The sequence below is a fragment of the Brevibacillus sp. B_LB10_24 genome (genome assembly GCF_046036945.1).
Taxonomy (GTDB): domain Bacteria; phylum Bacillota; class Bacilli; order Brevibacillales; family Brevibacillaceae; genus Brevibacillus_C.
On the sequence record NZ_JBJQOQ010000020.1, the window covers coordinates 46,579 to 61,518 of the forward strand.

The 14,940-nt window shown below is 49.6% G+C and carries 14 protein-coding genes and 2 pseudogenes; 6 read left to right on the forward strand and 10 right to left on the reverse strand.

From position 1 onward, the window contains the following. Positions 1–80: 80 nt before the first annotated feature. Together ACI7RC_RS17570 and ACI7RC_RS17575 are read left to right on the forward strand one after the other, a co-directional pair. Positions 81–668, forward strand: coding sequence for a hypothetical protein (locus tag ACI7RC_RS17570; RefSeq protein ID WP_408109513.1), 588 nt, complete (start codon positions 81–83; stop codon positions 666–668). 646 nt (positions 669–1,314) lie between these two features. Next, a complete protein-coding gene (locus ACI7RC_RS17575; protein WP_408109514.1) occupies positions 1,315–2,427 on the forward strand; it encodes a copper amine oxidase N-terminal domain-containing protein in 1,113 nt (370 codons plus the stop codon). Positions 2,428–2,489: 62 nt separating this feature from the next. Here ACI7RC_RS17575 and ACI7RC_RS17580 read toward each other — a convergent pair whose 3' ends face one another. Together ACI7RC_RS17580 and ACI7RC_RS17585 are read right to left on the reverse strand one after the other, a co-directional pair. Beyond that, positions 2,490–4,703: a M56 family metallopeptidase gene (locus ACI7RC_RS17580; RefSeq protein WP_408109515.1), complete on the reverse strand. Its 2,214-nt coding sequence runs from the start codon at positions 4,701–4,703 to the stop codon at positions 2,490–2,492. Positions 4,704–4,737: 34 nt separating this feature from the next. Beyond that, positions 4,738–5,139, reverse strand: a complete 402-nt coding sequence (locus tag ACI7RC_RS17585) for a BlaI/MecI/CopY family transcriptional regulator (RefSeq protein ID WP_408109516.1) — start codon at positions 5,137–5,139, stop codon at positions 4,738–4,740. Positions 5,140–5,327: 188 nt separating this feature from the next. Here ACI7RC_RS17585 and ACI7RC_RS17590 point away from each other — a divergent pair, with 188 nt between their 5' ends. The 3 genes and pseudogenes from ACI7RC_RS17590 to ACI7RC_RS17600 all read left to right on the forward strand — a co-directional run. After that, positions 5,328–5,534 carry a helix-turn-helix domain-containing protein gene (locus ACI7RC_RS17590; RefSeq protein WP_408109517.1) on the forward strand — a complete coding sequence of 69 codons (207 nt, stop codon included), beginning with the start codon at positions 5,328–5,330 and terminating at the stop codon, positions 5,532–5,534. 241 nt (positions 5,535–5,775) lie between these two features. Beyond that, positions 5,776–7,266 (forward strand): Ig-like domain-containing protein, encoded by a 1,491-nt coding sequence (locus ACI7RC_RS17595; RefSeq protein ID WP_408109518.1) that lies wholly within the window; start codon positions 5,776–5,778, stop codon positions 7,264–7,266. A 187-nt stretch (positions 7,267–7,453) separates the two neighbouring features. Beyond that, a pseudogene (locus tag ACI7RC_RS17600) lies at positions 7,454–7,597 on the forward strand (Tn3 family transposase); the annotation flags it as partial. A 50-nt stretch (positions 7,598–7,647) separates the two neighbouring features. Here the strand turns inward: ACI7RC_RS17600 and ACI7RC_RS27820 are convergent. The 4 genes and pseudogenes from ACI7RC_RS27820 to ACI7RC_RS17615 form a co-directional block, all read right to left on the reverse strand. Then, positions 7,648–7,824: pseudogene (locus ACI7RC_RS27820) on the reverse strand (IS91 family transposase); the annotation flags it as partial. Between the two features lie 212 nt (positions 7,825–8,036). Continuing rightward, on the reverse strand, positions 8,037–8,624 hold the full coding sequence (gene clpP, locus ACI7RC_RS17605; RefSeq protein WP_408109519.1) for an ATP-dependent Clp endopeptidase proteolytic subunit ClpP: 588 nt from the start codon (positions 8,622–8,624) through the stop codon (positions 8,037–8,039). Between the two features lie 35 nt (positions 8,625–8,659). Beyond that, positions 8,660–8,953, reverse strand: a complete 294-nt coding sequence (locus ACI7RC_RS17610) for a hypothetical protein (RefSeq protein WP_408109520.1) — start codon at positions 8,951–8,953, stop codon at positions 8,660–8,662. Beyond that, the gene (locus tag ACI7RC_RS17615; protein WP_408109521.1) at positions 8,954–9,547 is read right to left on the reverse strand and encodes a winged helix-turn-helix domain-containing protein; all 594 of its coding nucleotides are present in this window, start codon (positions 9,545–9,547) and stop codon (positions 8,954–8,956) included. 246 nt (positions 9,548–9,793) lie between these two features. On the opposite strand from ACI7RC_RS17615, the gene ACI7RC_RS17620 reads away from it, so the two are divergent. After that, on the forward strand, positions 9,794–11,380 hold the full coding sequence (locus ACI7RC_RS17620) for an acetate--CoA ligase (RefSeq protein WP_408109522.1): 1,587 nt from the start codon (positions 9,794–9,796) through the stop codon (positions 11,378–11,380). A 374-nt stretch (positions 11,381–11,754) separates the two neighbouring features. Here ACI7RC_RS17620 and ACI7RC_RS17625 read toward each other — a convergent pair whose 3' ends face one another. The 4 genes from ACI7RC_RS17625 to ACI7RC_RS17640 form a co-directional block, all read right to left on the reverse strand. Beyond that, positions 11,755–12,507 carry a fumarylacetoacetate hydrolase family protein gene (locus tag ACI7RC_RS17625; protein WP_408109523.1) on the reverse strand — a complete coding sequence of 251 codons (753 nt, stop codon included), beginning with the start codon at positions 12,505–12,507 and terminating at the stop codon, positions 11,755–11,757. A gap of 98 nt (positions 12,508–12,605) precedes the next feature. Further along, positions 12,606–13,412 (reverse strand): sugar phosphate isomerase/epimerase family protein, encoded by an 807-nt coding sequence (locus ACI7RC_RS17630; RefSeq protein ID WP_408109524.1) that lies wholly within the window; start codon positions 13,410–13,412, stop codon positions 12,606–12,608. Next, complete coding sequence (locus ACI7RC_RS17635; RefSeq protein ID WP_408109525.1) at positions 13,409–14,617, reverse strand: UxaA family hydrolase; 1,209 nt, start codon at positions 14,615–14,617, stop codon at positions 13,409–13,411. The genes ACI7RC_RS17630 and ACI7RC_RS17635 overlap by 4 nt, the downstream gene beginning before the upstream one ends. Positions 14,618–14,619: 2 nt before the next feature. Beyond that, positions 14,620–14,928 (reverse strand): UxaA family hydrolase, encoded by a 309-nt coding sequence (locus ACI7RC_RS17640; RefSeq protein WP_408109526.1) that lies wholly within the window; start codon positions 14,926–14,928, stop codon positions 14,620–14,622. Between the last annotated feature and the right edge of the window lie 12 nt (positions 14,929–14,940).

The window sequence follows — 14,940 nt, forward strand, 5'->3', positions numbered from 1 at the left end:
TTCGCCATACGTATCTATTTTCAATTGATATCTAAAACACGATACCGCGTTCCTGCCTTATGTATCAAAAAGGGACCAAGTTGTTAAACTATGGTAGCAATGTGAAAGGGGCGGCTATCATCATTCGGTTAAACTCTTTATATTGTATATTGGCAATTTACCTTTTGTTTGCCGCAGATAATGTGGTGTTTGCGGAAATACCTACAGATTCTACTGTGACTTCTACTGTTGAATTTCGTGTGTTAGGTCCTGGCGTCATGGTCCCAAACACGCGAATACTAATCGTTGACAACAAGGGGCATTTAATAAGTTCAGGACTAACTGATAAGAATGGAATTTGGAAAGTCCTATTGACTGTTGACATTGATCCACGGTTTTCTATGGTCGAGAAAATGGGGACGGTAACAGCAATAAGCATTGCGAATGGATATAAAGAAGACATTATTTTCGATGTTCCTGTAAGAAAGGATGCTGTTCAAATTGTATCGCTAAGCCCTCTGGTTAAAAATACACGAAATGAGCCCACGTATTCACTAGGCATGCTGCATCGACTTACTGTGTTTCCTTTGATAGACATCTATGCAAAACAGGAAGGGCTTGCAAGAGAAAATTCAATTGAAGGTGACCTAGATTCACCACATTGGAGTCCAAACATTGTAAACCCGTAAAGAATAAATCCTACCCTTATACACAAGGTACCGCCGACAAGTGCCGGAAAAGCAAAGATATCGAATTCTGGAAGAGCCTTTGAATTTGCCGGCCCTCGGCATTTGGACCGGCCCCCGCTGTGAAAAGCTGCATATCTGTACAAGCCGGTTTTTCAAGGTGTGATTCCATTCGGCTTGCGAACGGAACCAGCTACAGATTTTTGCCAAAGAGATCAGGGCGGCGAATACCAGCAGATTTTTCGTCTACTGCCGGGGACGGAGCTGGACCAGGTACATCTGGCGTTTGTAACGCCTAGTTGCGGCACATTCATGGACGACCTCTTTCTCTGCTTCTAAAAAAAGGACCACTCAATACCTGAGTGGCCGCATGGGAAGAGGAATCACACATGAAAAACAAGAAGTTACATTCTTAACGAATACGACTGCACAATAGTTGCGGAAAATGAAGAAAACACGAAAATCGCCCTAATGATCTCCCCACTGTCGCTGGGGCAAATGCTGCAACCTGCCTATTTTGCTGCGGATGAAATGACAAAAGCTTCAGGATTTTTTCGTTCTATTCTATCATTTGCCTCAACTAGAAACATTGGTAAAATGGCGGTGTCTTTGAAAGACAACATTTGATTTGCGAGAAGGAGGAACATGAATGAAGAGGATCTTACCGGTATCACTTGCGGCAGCACTGATTTTCTCAGCGGTTCCCTCAGCATTTGCCGAAACCAATGTCAACGTTGACGGGAATACCTCATTAGACGGCAACGGGCAAGGCGACAGTTACTCCGAATCAGAAACAATGGACGATTCGACATCAGACCAAACATCGGATCCAACATTCGACACGACATCCGATCCAACGTCAGATCCAACATCCGACACGGCAACCGACCCGACGTCAGATCCAACATCCGACACGGCAACTGACCCGACGTCAGATCCAACATCCGACATGAATAACGAATCTTCGCCGGAAGCGGAAACCGATGCCCCGGCCGAGGAGAATACTGCCCCGGATGCGGCAGATCAGCCCGCTGACGATCAGGGTGACGAGGACTCCGCAAAAACGGCGGAACAACTGTCCGAACTACGTGAGCAGCTAAAAAACGCGCCGGAAGTGACAGAAGAGGTGGAAGCCGCCTATGACCAATTGGTCACCGATCTCACCGATGCGTCTGATCTTCCCCAAGCAATTGAAGTTCAAAAAGAACTGCTCGAGCGAACCTACCAGCCTGGTGAGCATGAGCAGTTCACGAGATTGGGCGACCTGTTCACCCAGGCCGAAGTGCTGGGCGTAAAGGCGTTCGTTAACGGCCAAGATCAACAAATGGACCAGGCTCCGTATATTCAGGATGGGAGGACGCTGGTGACCGAGCAGACGATCACAGCGGCATTGAAAGCAGAGGTAAACCGGGATGTCACCGGTTTGGTGACGATTACCCGCGACAACAAGACGATCACCCTGTATCTTGACAAAAAAGAGGCTGCAATAGGTGAAGAGACGGTAGCGCTGGAGACTGCGCCAACGATTCAAAACGGAGTGCTCTATTTGCCGCTTCGCTTCATCTGTGAACAGCTGGGCGCAAACGTCGACTGGCAGCAAGCCGGACAGATCATCATCATTGACGATCAACGGGCCGACATACCTGCACCGCCAACCGTAGAATTCGGACAATCCGGTGCCGAAACAGCAGATCCGAGCGCTCCGGAACAGAATGACTCTGCCGATACCGACAACTCTGACGAAGCTTCGGCACAAGACTAAGATCCTGGCGTCTATACGAAAAAGGGTTGAGAAGGCAGCTTCTTAACCCTTTTCCTCCATCCCTATGGCAATTTGGTCAACTCCGCTAACGGTTCGTTCATCAGGTACTTGACGATCTCCTTTTGCTCTGACTCGTCTTCTTGTGCCGTAAACGTCACTTGGTAGCATACATCGTTTTCCTTCCAGAGATAACTCACCAAATCCGCTTCATTCGGACCACTGAGCGATCCATCGATTTTATATTTGGCCGTTTTGACCACTTCCTTGCCGCCTATATCCAATGGCTTGGCTTCGACGACATTTTTCTCACCGTCGATCTGATAGTAAGCGATATGTCCGGTCTTTTTGATATTCTCATAGAGGTTGTTATTCTTGATTTGCTGAAATGTTACTCCCGGCTTGTTCCCATCCGTTCCTCGATACGCAATGCAGAGCACCCTGGTCTTTTTATCTGCCTCATCATCCGGATAACTGAAATTAATCTTCTGGGTTTCATAGGCGTGCTTGGCTTGAAGGGACCCAGGCAGCTGCAAAGGGAATTTGGGAGCAAACCCGACAGATTCCGGCACTTTCCGCACATCTCCCGTATCGTAAATGTCTTCTATCAACAGATCATGGTTTACATATCGCCTGTACATGTCTTGATCGGGATACTTCATCGAGGCGATCAATGTCACCAGTTCCTGATCCGTCAACGCGTAGCCGTCAATTTGATACTGAATCCCCTGATCCTGCCAGATATAATACAGTTTGTCCCGATTTTTAGCCTGCACGGTTACTTTTAAAGCTTCCTTCCCTTTGACATTGACGGTCTCCTTCTTGATCCTGCTTTCTTCTCCCTGGGTTCTCTCTGCTATTTCAATAGCCGCATAGGCCGCTTCCACCCCGGCTCCTTCCGCGCTTGCGGAGATCGCAAAGGATCCATAATAGGCATTTTCTTTTCGCTTTTCAAAATATAGCCTCGCTTTGCCCCGTTTGCCGTCTGCTGTTGATATCAATTCGCCTTGTTGAAATCGGTATCCGTCAGGAAGTGCCGCCGGAACCATAAAAGCAAAATCGGAAATCTCTGCAGTCTTTTCCAAATTGCCGTAGGCCCGATTCGGTGACTCAAACAAAACCCGATCATCTGCTGCTTTCACAGAACCTGCAGAACCTGCCAATATCGGCTCGCCGGCATTGGTTAGAGTTACAGCCCCCAGTATTCCCACACATAGGACGGCAACCGCAGATAGTTTATACGATCCCTTTTTAAACGATTTGATCATGCAAATTCTCCTCATCATCTCATTTTGATTGCTCGCTCCATTAAAAGACACCAGGTTCGGCTGATTGCGCTCCGAAGCGAAGCGCTTCAGGCATTCAACGATCGTCAGTCCGTAGGGGATGGTCTCCGCTTCACCGAGAACCTCTAACGCACAGGCATCACAGGCGAGCTCTCTGTCCGCTTTCATCTGTCTGACCGCGATCCACACCAGTGGATTCATCCAGTGGACCGCCAGTACAAAACTTCCGACCGCATTCCAGGCGATATCCTTTCGCTTCAAGTGCGCCAGCTCATGTGAGAAGATATGGGTGAGTGAAGAAGTACCCAGCTCTTTGCTCATCTTTTCGGGAAGATAGACCCACGGGTGAAACAGCCCTGAAATATATGGGCTTTCAAGGCGGTTTCCCGTATACACGGGGATCGGTTTTTCGATGCCGAACTTCTTCAGACAATCAGCCATGACAGCCCTGATCCGAGGATCTGTTGCCAACCGGAACGTTACGCGCTGCTGCCTTATTTTTATCAGATAAGCGGTGTAGTACCAAATAAAGGAAACCACTCCTGCAAGCCATACAACCGAAGCGATTTGCAAGGCGACGGGATACGTTTGTGTAAAAATCGATACCCCATCTTGAGTCTCCTGCAGCGATAGGCCTGTCGGAATGCGCTGATTTTCCAGAAGCATCTGATTTATCGAGCTCTGTTGAGGGATCTGATCTTGTCCGACCTTAGCTAGTGACTGGAGATACTGGTTATCTGTAAAAGGATTCATCCAGGCAACCGCTTGTTTGAGCTCTGAACCCAATTGCAGCAGATGAAAGACGCTGACCGGGCTGTCCGGAAAAACCGGCACCAACAGGCGCACCAGCACGATCAGCCATAAAACATGCAGCATGTGAGCACTTATGTAACGGCGAAACAGCTTCTTCAAGGCGATCACCAACAGTACGACGACACTCGCCGCTGCTGTGGAATCCAAAAACCATAGAAAAATACTGCATAGACTATCCATGTTTCACCCTCTTTAACATGACTTTGGCGGCTGGCTACTCCATGCGCGCTGTTTTGGTTTTATCCTGCTTCTCCGTCAGAATCTTTTGCAGGTGTTCGATCTCTTTTTCGGATAGTTCGGCATCCTCCAGAAAGTTGGTTACCATCATATGCGCCGCCCCGCCAAACACCCTTTTGAGAAAGGATCGGCTCTCCGATTTTACACATTCCTTTTCAGATACCAACGGGTAGTAATGGTAACTCCTGCCCTCTTTCTCGAAACTGATGGCCCCTTTTTTCAAAAGCCGGGTGACGAAGGTGCGAACGGTTTGCTCGCTCCAATCGATCCCCTCCGGCAATTGGAGCGCAATTTGCTCAGCAGTGATCGGGGCGTCGTTCCTCCAGATTATTTTCATGATTTCCCACTCGGATTCTGATATTTTTGGCGTGCCGGACATCTGCTAACCTCCAACTTTTTCAGATTTACATTTGTAAACCAAAGCTATGGCTTAAATATTACACTTGTAGATCAAAATTTGTCAACGGTCTATGTAAAATATCGCACGAGAGTACATTAATAAGACAGAAGTATTTTCTATTCTCGATTTCCTTTGTCGCTTTAGGCTGATTTCAGTAAGGTGAAAAATTGAAAGGATTGACGCAAGAGCAACTTGCGGATTTGGCCGGAACGAGCTTTTCCTATCTCGGGAAAATTGAACGTGGCTGCAGTTTAGCTACCTTACTTTCCGACAGTGTTTTTAAAGACGTGGAAATGACTGAACCAGTATTAGAAGCTGCCGCTATACTTCTCCGCTTCATCTTCCCAACCGAACAAAAAAAACTGCCGGTATAGACATACGTCCATACCAGCAGTGCTTTCGTTTTCAATTGCAAACTGAATTACAGCTTTTTTCCGCCACCGCTTTTTCTTTGCAGACACCTTCCGTTCTTCATCTCGATATTTTCTACCATTTTTCACTAGGAATATAGTTACTGTACAAACATATCATCGTCTGCTAATAAATAGTATAAGCCATCCAAATGTTTATAAGCAGACGTATTGCACGGAAAAAAATAAAAAGGAGCTGGATAACGTGGGTTCAAAAGGAGACAAACAAAGCTGTTTTCGAACGTTTTTCCTTTCGACGGTGATAGTTGTCTTGTTGGGAACACACTGTTTCGGACACGCTTTTGCAGCCGATGAGGAGCTTCAGGAAAAGTGGAAAAACCGGTATATTACAGAGGAAACTCGGGAATTGGTTCAAACGGTCATCTCAGCTGCCGACGGTGGAGCGGTCGTCTGGGCAAACCAAACGGATTACCAATGGAACTCCATGCCCGCCACGCTTTTGAAAGCTGATGCAGACGGCCAAAAGGTATGGACAACGACAGTGCCCCAAGGTTTTTGGATTTCAAATGTCAAGCGGGCAAAAGAAGGCGGGTACCTGATCATGGGAGCGCTAGAGTCTAAACCGGAAAAGCTTCAGTTGATTAAACTGACGGAAGCGGGCAAAATGGAGTGGACAAAAGCGATTTCAGTAGAAGGCGGGGCGATGACTGAAAACCGCTTGTTCAATTACAAGGATTTCGCCCAAACCATTGACGGCGGATTCGTAGTAGTGGGGCGAAAATTTACTGACGGTTGCTGCCAAGGTGGTGACCCAACAACCGTCTATATCGTGAAAATCAGTCAATCAGGAACAATCGAATGGGACAAGCAGTTGGGTAAACCAGCCTATAACACCGGCGAACGTGTATTTGTTACGGATCGTGGAGATGTTTATATTCAAGGCCTTCTTTCCTATGGGGATGCCTATCTTTACATGGCGAAATTGAATAAGAAAGGCAAGGTGATTTGGGAAAACACTTACAGCGGAACGGGAACGGTCTACTCGATTAATTCCACCAGTGACGATGGTGTTGTCATAACAGGAAACACCAACCGTACCAGACCTTACCCTGTGTTCGACGACATATTTGCTTTAAAAATAGATTCGAAAGGTGACTTGGAGTGGCAAAAGCGTTACGGTGAAGAAAAAAGGGGAGAAGTCGGCGTTTCCCTCTCTGAGACGGATAACGGGAGCTATATGCTGATTGGACGGATACAGACTGAAACGAATGATGCCAGTTATTGGTCTTTTATGAAACTAGACCACTCCGGCAACATGCTTTGGGATAAACCGTTAGAATTCCCTAATGTGAGAAGTGTTTTTGCCGCTCCCACGGAAAATGGTGACTATCTTCTGCTTGGTGAATACTGGGAAAGAAACAGTATTGGCATGGCTGACAAACGGGATATCCACCTGGTGAAATTCGGCAAGTCAAAAGCCGTTCTCTCTCTTGTGGCAAGTAAGCACGAAATAAAGCTGTCCAAGGACGAAACCAGGCAGCTTGAATTACAGGCAACCTATGACGACGGCACTCACGAAACTGTCACGGACAAAGTCAACTGGAGTTCATCTGACGAACTGATTGCCGTCGTGGATGACAATGGGCAAGTAACCGGTAAACAAAAAGGGAAAGCAATCATTACCGCAACCTACCAAGGAAAAAGCGCAGCTTTCTCGGTCAAAGTGTCTAAATAACCGTATAATAACAACAAGTAACCATCATCTGCCTTGCTATTCCCATGAGTCAAGAAAGATAGCCTTGCTTGGATAAATTCATGCCCGCCATTTCATTCACCATCTATCTGAACTAGCACAACAGAACAATTAGATATAGATCCCGCTCTCTGGTCTCAGTACGCAAAACGGCCTGAAACAAGACGTGAACAAAATTCTTCGACTAGCAGCATTGATCAAACAGGGTACCGTTATCGCCTCTCTTATGTTAAGAAAATTAGGGAGCTATCCACGCCAGAACGGGCTGGCTGTGGCACTTCGGGAATTAGGACGTATCGAACGTGGCGCATTCAGACCGCTACGTTCAGATAATAACCATTAATAAGAAAACCCGGAGCGAAGCTCCGGGCCTTTTTCTTTTTTGACGCCTGTGAGATCTTCAATCATCCTTTCCAAACTATGCCTAGAAAGATCGCAAACACCAAATGCCACTGTAAGTTGTCCACCTTTTAGGCAGACTTCTCCCTTGTATTCATAGTAACATTCGCATTTTGGACAGACCATAGGATCCTTGCCAGTGTGGAAATCAGTTTTTCTCTCCAATTCCTACACAGTTTCGCTTTCATGTACAAAAGTATCCAAATGCTTATATTCATCGAAGAAAATTCGTTTAAGAATATTCGTCTCCATAACCTAACATTACCTCAAAACAAAAAATGGGGAAGCCCTAAGGAATCCCCAAAACTTATAAATTCTTATCTGTTGTAAAAAAAGGCTGAGAAGACAGCTTCTCAACCCTTTAGCGTTTGAATCACTTTGTCAACGAGCCCATAGGACTTTGCTTCCTCCGCCGACATGTAGTAGTCCCGTTCAAAATCCTGCAAAACCTTATCCATCGGCTGCCCTGAGCTCTCTGATATGATCTTCGCCAGCATCTCCCGGGTTTTTATGATGCGTTCGGCCTGTATCTTTATATCGGAGGCCTGGCCTTGCGCTCCGCCCCAAGGCTGGTGAATCATGACCTCGGCATTGGGCAGGGCATAACGCTTGCCCGCCGCGCCCGCTGTCAGCAGAACTGCTCCCGCGGAAGCGGCCATGCCGACACAGATCGTCGAGACATCCGGCTTGATGTGCCGCATCGTATCGTAGATCGCCATCCCTGCCGTGGTCGATCCACCCGGGGAATTGATGTAGAGATGGATGTCCTTTTCCGGATCTTCCGAGGCTAAAAACAGCAGTTGGGCTACCACGGCATTGGCTACGTTGTCATCGATGGCACTGCCGAGAAAGATAATCCGATCCTTTAACAATCGGGAGTAAATATCGTAGGAACGCTCTCCAAGACTAGTCTGCTCCACGACAATTGGCGTGATATTCATCGAACACCCTCCTTCGTTTTTTTGCTGCGCATCCATTATGCTGCACAGGCGCGGATTCCGCCTCCGGCACCAGCTGCGGCGCCAAATCCCGAAGATACCTGAGTCAGCTTCACCGGCTGCTCGTCTGAGTGGCTTCCAACCTCCCAGACTCTCACTGTCGCCTCCTGCTCAAAACGCTGAGGCGCGGCCTGCTCGCGAAAAGGAATCACCTTGCCGTTTGCATCATCTGCGGCGGGCAGACTCTTTTGCCGCTCCTGCTTTGTCGATTCCCAGAGCACGATAGAAGTGTATGCTGCCGTATGTTTGCGTGCAACTTGTTTTTGACTCATTTAATCCTCACCCCGTTTTGGTTCTGGATAGACGGCCAGCACAGCGCTGTACGCCTCTGCTCCCGCTTGCTTGGACTGGTACTTTTTCACCAACTGCTTGACCAGTGCAACATATTCCTCGACAAATGCCTGCCTTTGATTTTCATCGCCCAGGTGCAGCACCGTCTGGAGACTGGCGCTGGGAACTTCCTCCTGTTCGTCGACGCACTCCATCAGATACAGGGCATCCTGTTTTAACCGTTCCGATGTCGTGATCAGATGCGCCAGAGAACTGTTATCCTTTGCACGCTGCATCGTCTCCTGACTCCAACCGAGCGACTCGGACAGAATGAACGTTTTCGCGATGGCTTGATAGAGCACCTCGACCAAATTCCTCACCTGACGCGAACCCACCCTGCGGACCAACCCGACCTTCTCCAAGGCTTTCAAATGGTAGTTGACCCGCTGCGGCGTCTCCTTGATGCTTCGGGCCACTTCTGCAGCCGATGCGGGAGCTGTCAAGCTGCTGAGAATCTCGGCGCGGAGCGGATTTAACAGCGCAACTGCCTGTTCCGGTGATTCGACGATATACGTTTCACGCAATTCCTGTGTCAACTGACCACCTCATAATACATTATGCTAACGTAAAAACATTTTATTACGTAATATCATTGTTGTCAAATCCCAAAAAAGATGACTCATCCGATGGGCGTTCAAAAAATATTCGGCTGCCCAAAAAGGAATTTTGCCGTTGAACTTCAGGGAGCGGACAGGAATGAACGAATGTCGCAACGAATAAGAATAGGAGTTCACGTTCACATACTTTCAGCCTAATTCTTTAGCTACAGGAGGTTGGGTTTTATGTCAACGGCATCAACATTCCCTCTAGAAATACCTGAATATTACAACTTCGCGGAGCAGGTGGACAATTACGCCGCCGAGCACCCGGACAAACAAGCGCTGGTAGTCGTAAACGAGTCGGGAGAATCCGCTTCCCTGACCTACCGGGAACTGGCTTGCTACGCCAACCGGGTCGTCAATGTTTGCGCTGTTCTGGGCATCGAACGCGGGGACAAAGTGATCGTCCTGGTGCCGCGCGGGGTCGAATCCTACGGCATTTATCTGGGGCTGATCAAGCTGGGTGCTGTCGTCATGCCGGGATCAGAAATGCTGCGGAGCAAGGACATCGAGTATCGGGCCAAACACTCCGGTGCGAAGGCAGTGATCGCTTTTTCCGGTATTTCCCAGGAAGTAGACAGGATTCGCCCACTGTGTCCATCTATCCAGCATTATGTCTTGATCGGCGAGCAAAAGCCGGGCTGGTTGGCATTTGACGAGCTGCTGGCCGATGTATCCGATGAAGCCCCTGCGGCCAAAACACGCTCCGATGAATTGGCCTTTCTCTCCTACACCTCAGGCACCACCGGTGGACCAAAAGGCGTCATGCACGTCCACGGCTGGCCCTATGCCCACCTCGCCGTAGCGGCAACGCAATGGCTCGACGTTCGCGAAGACGACCTCGTCTGGGCGACTGCAGGGCCGGGCTGGGCCAAGTGGGTATGGAGCCCGTTTGTCTCCGTGCTGGGAAGGGGGGCTACAGCATTTGTTTACAAGGGCAGATTTGTCCCTGAAAAGTACTTCGAATTACTGCAGAACTATTCCATCTCCGTGCTCTGTGCCACACCGACGGAGTATCGGCTGATGGCCAAAGTGCCAGACATCGAATCATACCGGCTGCCTGCGCTGCGCTCGGCATGCTCTGCCGGGGAGCCGCTCAACCGGGAAGTCATCGACACCTTCAGGAGAGTATTCGGCATCACCGTCCGCGACGGTTACGGCCAGACGGAAAACACCCTTATGATCGGCACGTTTGTCGGCATGGAACCGCGCCCCGGATCCATGGGCCGGCCCTCCCCGCTGGTGAAGGCCGCCATTATCGACGAGCAAGGGGCAGAGCTTCCCATCGGACAGGTAGGGGATATCGCCATCGACAAGAGCATGGTCGCCCTGTTTAAAGGATATCTGAACGACCCTGAACGGACGGCGCGCGCTTTTCGCGGAGACTGGTATGTAACCGGCGACCAGGGGCGGATGGATGAGGACGGCTACATCTGGTTTGAAGGGCGTTCCGACGACATCATCATCTCCGCGGGCTACACGATCGGCCCATTCGAGGTGGAAGACGCCCTGGTCAAACACCCGTCTGTTGCCGAATGCGCCGTGGTGGCCAGTCCCGACCCGGACCGGGGCCATATCGTCAAAGCGTTTGTCGTTTTGAAAAAGGGCTGCGAGCCATCCGAGCAGTTGGTCGTTGAGCTGCAGGAGCACACCAAACAGCTTACCGCGCCATACAAGTATCCGCGCCAGATCGAGTTCGTCAGCGACCTGCCGAAAACCACTTCAGGCAAAATTCGCCGTATTGAACTGCGCCAGCAGGAACAGAAGTGATTTCCGGGACAATTCAGCAAGCATTGGATTTGACGAATCAGTACCGTGGCAGACAGCGCCTGCCGGTGGATCGAGCAGGTAGCTTCTAATATGGGTCCCAATTATACGCATTATGCAAACAAGCGTCCGAAAGTCCAAATTCGGGCGTTTTTTGCCGTTATAAACGATTATGGTCTAAACGGCAAGGTATAATTGTCCTTCCCAAGTAGACAAACCAGCAAAATTGTTCTGCAACTAAATGTCTGTAAAAAAATCCCCTTCAAAAGTAACTTAAAGGGGATTGAACTGTTGGATTTAGTTGTTTCTTCAAATATTGAAAAATTGGCTGGCACAGAGGGCCTATCTGTTCCTTAACGCAAAGCCGCGTTCCGTTCTTACTGCACCTTGTTGGTCAAGTGTCCTATGCCCTCGATTTCGATCTCGATCACGTCACCCGACTGCATCGGCCCAACCCCTGACGGCGTTCCCGTCAAAATGACATCTCCCGGCTCCAAAGTCATAACGTGGGAGACGAATTCAAAAATCTGCTCTACGGAAAAAATCATGTCGTTGGTATTGGACGACTGTTTTACCACCCCATTCTGACGTAATGAGATGTTCAGGTTGTTGGGATCAATATCGGTTTCCACCCAAGGTCCGAGCGGTTTATACGTGTCAAACGACTTGGCCCGGGTAAACTGACCGTCTTTTCGCTGCAAGTCCCGATTGGATACGTCATTGGCGCAGGTATATCCGAGGATGTACTGCTTGGCCTCCGCCGCTGTGCGATTTTTTGCCTGCTTTTTGATAATAAAGGCAATCTCTGCCTCAAAGTCAATGCGTTGCTCACTGCTGTCGAGCACGATGCTCTCGCCGTCGCCGATGATGGCCGCCGTAGAACACATGAAGATCATTGGCTCTTCCGGTATCTGCGCATTTGATTCTTTGGCGTGCAGAGCGTAGTTTAAGCCAACGCAAATCAGTTTGCGCGGCTCCACTGGAGGCAGCAGCTTTACTGCGTGCAATGGCAGCTTCTCGGACGAGACCTCGAACTCTCCGTAGATGCTGCCCGACACGGGAGAAATCGTCTCTGCCTCGACTACCCCATACTGACGGCTTCCCTGATATTCATACCTGGCTATTTTCATCTTGAATACCTATTCCTTTCGCTTCGCTCCAGGCACAAAACGAAAAATCTGTGCTTGGAGCGGACTTTTTATAATTTAAATTAGTGTGACTTGTAAACTCAGCGGAAAAAGGGGGTGAGTGCCTCATAACTTTGTCTCATTGACTGTACAGCATCCTCCTGTTGAAAACTCTCTACCGTGACATACCGCTCAAAGCCGACGCTATGCAAGGCTTGGAAGACAGGCACGATATCATAAGTACCCAATCCGACCGGCAAGCGGTCAGAATCGCAGATGTGGAAGTGCCAGAAGTAGGGTTTCGCCTCACGCATCGATTCGGCCGGCTCCTCCTGCTCAACTTGCATGTGCACCAAATCGAGCATGATGCCGACGTTTGGCAAATTGATCTCGCTGATAAATTGCAAGGTTTCCGGCGTATTGAGCAGGCAGTTGGCGTATTGCCGGTTGACTGGTTCGATCACAATCGGCACCGCCGGGTAGCGTTGTGCGCACTGGACGATTGCCGTTCGCATCCAGTCCAGCGTTTGCGTCGACGGTACTTCCGGTGTAAACCGGCCGCGCAACCGGCCGACGTTGACCATCGCTCCAAACTGCTCTGCCAATTCCATACAGGCAATCATCCGGTCAATCGCTTCCTGGCGAATCTGCGCATTCGGATCAGCGAAAGAGACCTGATCTTCACCGTATACCTCACCTGTACAGATAGCTGGTACGTCAAGTCCGATGTCGGCAACCAGTCGGACAAGCCGGGACTGGTCAAACTGGCGCGGATCGCGGACCAGTAATTCTACCCCTGTGTAACCGCAATCCTTGATTCGCTGCAGGGTAGCTGACATCTCTCCCTGAATGGCGGTTACATGTGAATGGGTGACGTCAGGGGTGGCATACATATAGGCGAGCTTCATGAGAGAAACCTCCTGTCGTTCATTTCCAGCAGTTGGTTGTGAATCACCTCTTTTTTCACCACACTGACGTTAGGGATAGCGAACTCCTGGATTTTGTAGTACTCGGCCTTCGCCTCTTTGCCGTTGGCCACGTCCAGCACCAGCTCGACAATCTCCTGTCCCACCTGTTTCAATGTCTTTTTGCCCTCAATCACATCGCCAGCACTCATGTCGATATCTTCGCGCAAATTGTGATACGTCCGGTTGTTTGAGCTGATTTTCAAAACTGGTGCAATACATGAGCCGGTTGGCGTTCCTTTACCTGTCGTAAACAGCACCATGTGGGCCCCACCAGCCACCTTGCCGGTGACAGAGGCGATATCAAATCCAGGCGTATCCATAATGACGACACCCTTTTCACTTGGCTTTTCCCCGTACTTGACGATCTGTACAATCGGCTTCGTCCCTGCCTTGTAGATACAGCCAAGCGACTTTTCTTCGATCGTCGTCAGACCGCCTGCGACATTGCCCGGGGCGATAAAGATCCCGCTGTCGTCTTCGGTAGTCAGTGACAGTTCAATTTCGTACTTTTTAATCAGCGTCAGCAACTGCTCGCGAATCTGCTCGTTGCTTGCCCGCCGAGCCAAGACGTTTTCCGCCCCGACCATCTCTGTCACCTCGGACAGCACGACAGTTCCGCCCATCGAGACAAGCAGGTCAGCCGCTTCACCGACTGCCGGATTGGCTGACAATCCGGAAAATGCGTCTGACGAACCACATTCCAAGGCAATGATCAATTCGGACAAGTCCCCTTCATCGACCGGTTCTTTCGCCAGGTTTGCTTGCAGCGACCGCACCTTGCTGATGCCAAGACTGGTAGTCGTCCGCGATCCCCCTTCTTTTTGCACAATCAGCATTTCGACCGGCTTGCCGCTGGCGGCAATACCGCTCGCCACCTTTTCGGCCGAGGCCGTCTCACAGCCTAAGCTGATCACCAATACGGCCCCGACATTGGGATGCTTTCCATGTCCGATAAACGTCTCCTCGGTAATAGAGTTTTCCTCTGCGTCAAAGGTACAGCCATATGGATGCAAAAACGTAACCGCACCAGTCTGATTGGCAATCTCCATCGCCACCCGGTTGACACACGACACGGTCGGGATAAGCAAAACATGGTTGCGGATGCCGATTTGTCCGTCCTGTCGCCGATAACCTTTAAATTTCATCGTCATTCACCTCGCTCGTTCATGTCGGAGAACCGTCTTGCTTTTATGCCCCAGCAGTTGTGTACGTGAACCCACTGCCCTGGCAAAATCTCCTTAGTGGCAATTCCGATCACTTCACCGTATTTGTAAATCTCCGTATGAGCGTCTATTTTGGTTATTGCTGTTTTGTGACCGACAGGAATCCTCTCTTGAACCTGTAGTGTCGTGCCGGTTGTGACCCCGGTGATGATCACCTCGTCCCCAGGGTACAGATCGTCAGTGGCTGTAGCTACCTGATCGATCTCTTTAATTTGAATCGCTGTTTTTGCCAACGTAAATCCCTC

What these genes read in the sequence shown, in the direction of transcription:
- ACI7RC_RS17575 (WP_408109514.1), top strand. Translation starts at nt 1,315, where the DNA reads ATGAAGAGGATCTTACCGGTATCACTTGCGGCAGCACTGATTTTCTCA.
- ACI7RC_RS17580 (WP_408109515.1), bottom strand. Translation starts at nt 4,703, where the DNA reads ATGGATAGTCTATGCAGTATTTTTCTATGGTTTTTGGATTCCACAGCA.
- ACI7RC_RS17585 (WP_408109516.1), bottom strand. Translation starts at nt 5,139, where the DNA reads ATGTCCGGCACGCCAAAAATATCAGAATCCGAGTGGGAAATCATGAAA.
- clpP (WP_408109519.1), bottom strand. Translation starts at nt 8,624, where the DNA reads ATGAATATCACGCCAATTGTCGTGGAGCAGACTAGTCTTGGAGAGCGT.
- ACI7RC_RS17610 (WP_408109520.1), bottom strand. Translation starts at nt 8,953, where the DNA reads ATGAGTCAAAAACAAGTTGCACGCAAACATACGGCAGCATACACTTCT.
- ACI7RC_RS17620 (WP_408109522.1), top strand. Translation starts at nt 9,794, where the DNA reads ATGTCAACGGCATCAACATTCCCTCTAGAAATACCTGAATATTACAAC.
- ACI7RC_RS17625 (WP_408109523.1), bottom strand. Translation starts at nt 12,507, where the DNA reads ATGAAAATAGCCAGGTATGAATATCAGGGAAGCCGTCAGTATGGGGTA.
- ACI7RC_RS17630 (WP_408109524.1), bottom strand. Translation starts at nt 13,412, where the DNA reads ATGAAGCTCGCCTATATGTATGCCACCCCTGACGTCACCCATTCACAT.
- ACI7RC_RS17635 (WP_408109525.1), bottom strand. Translation starts at nt 14,617, where the DNA reads ATGAAATTTAAAGGTTATCGGCGACAGGACGGACAAATCGGCATCCGC.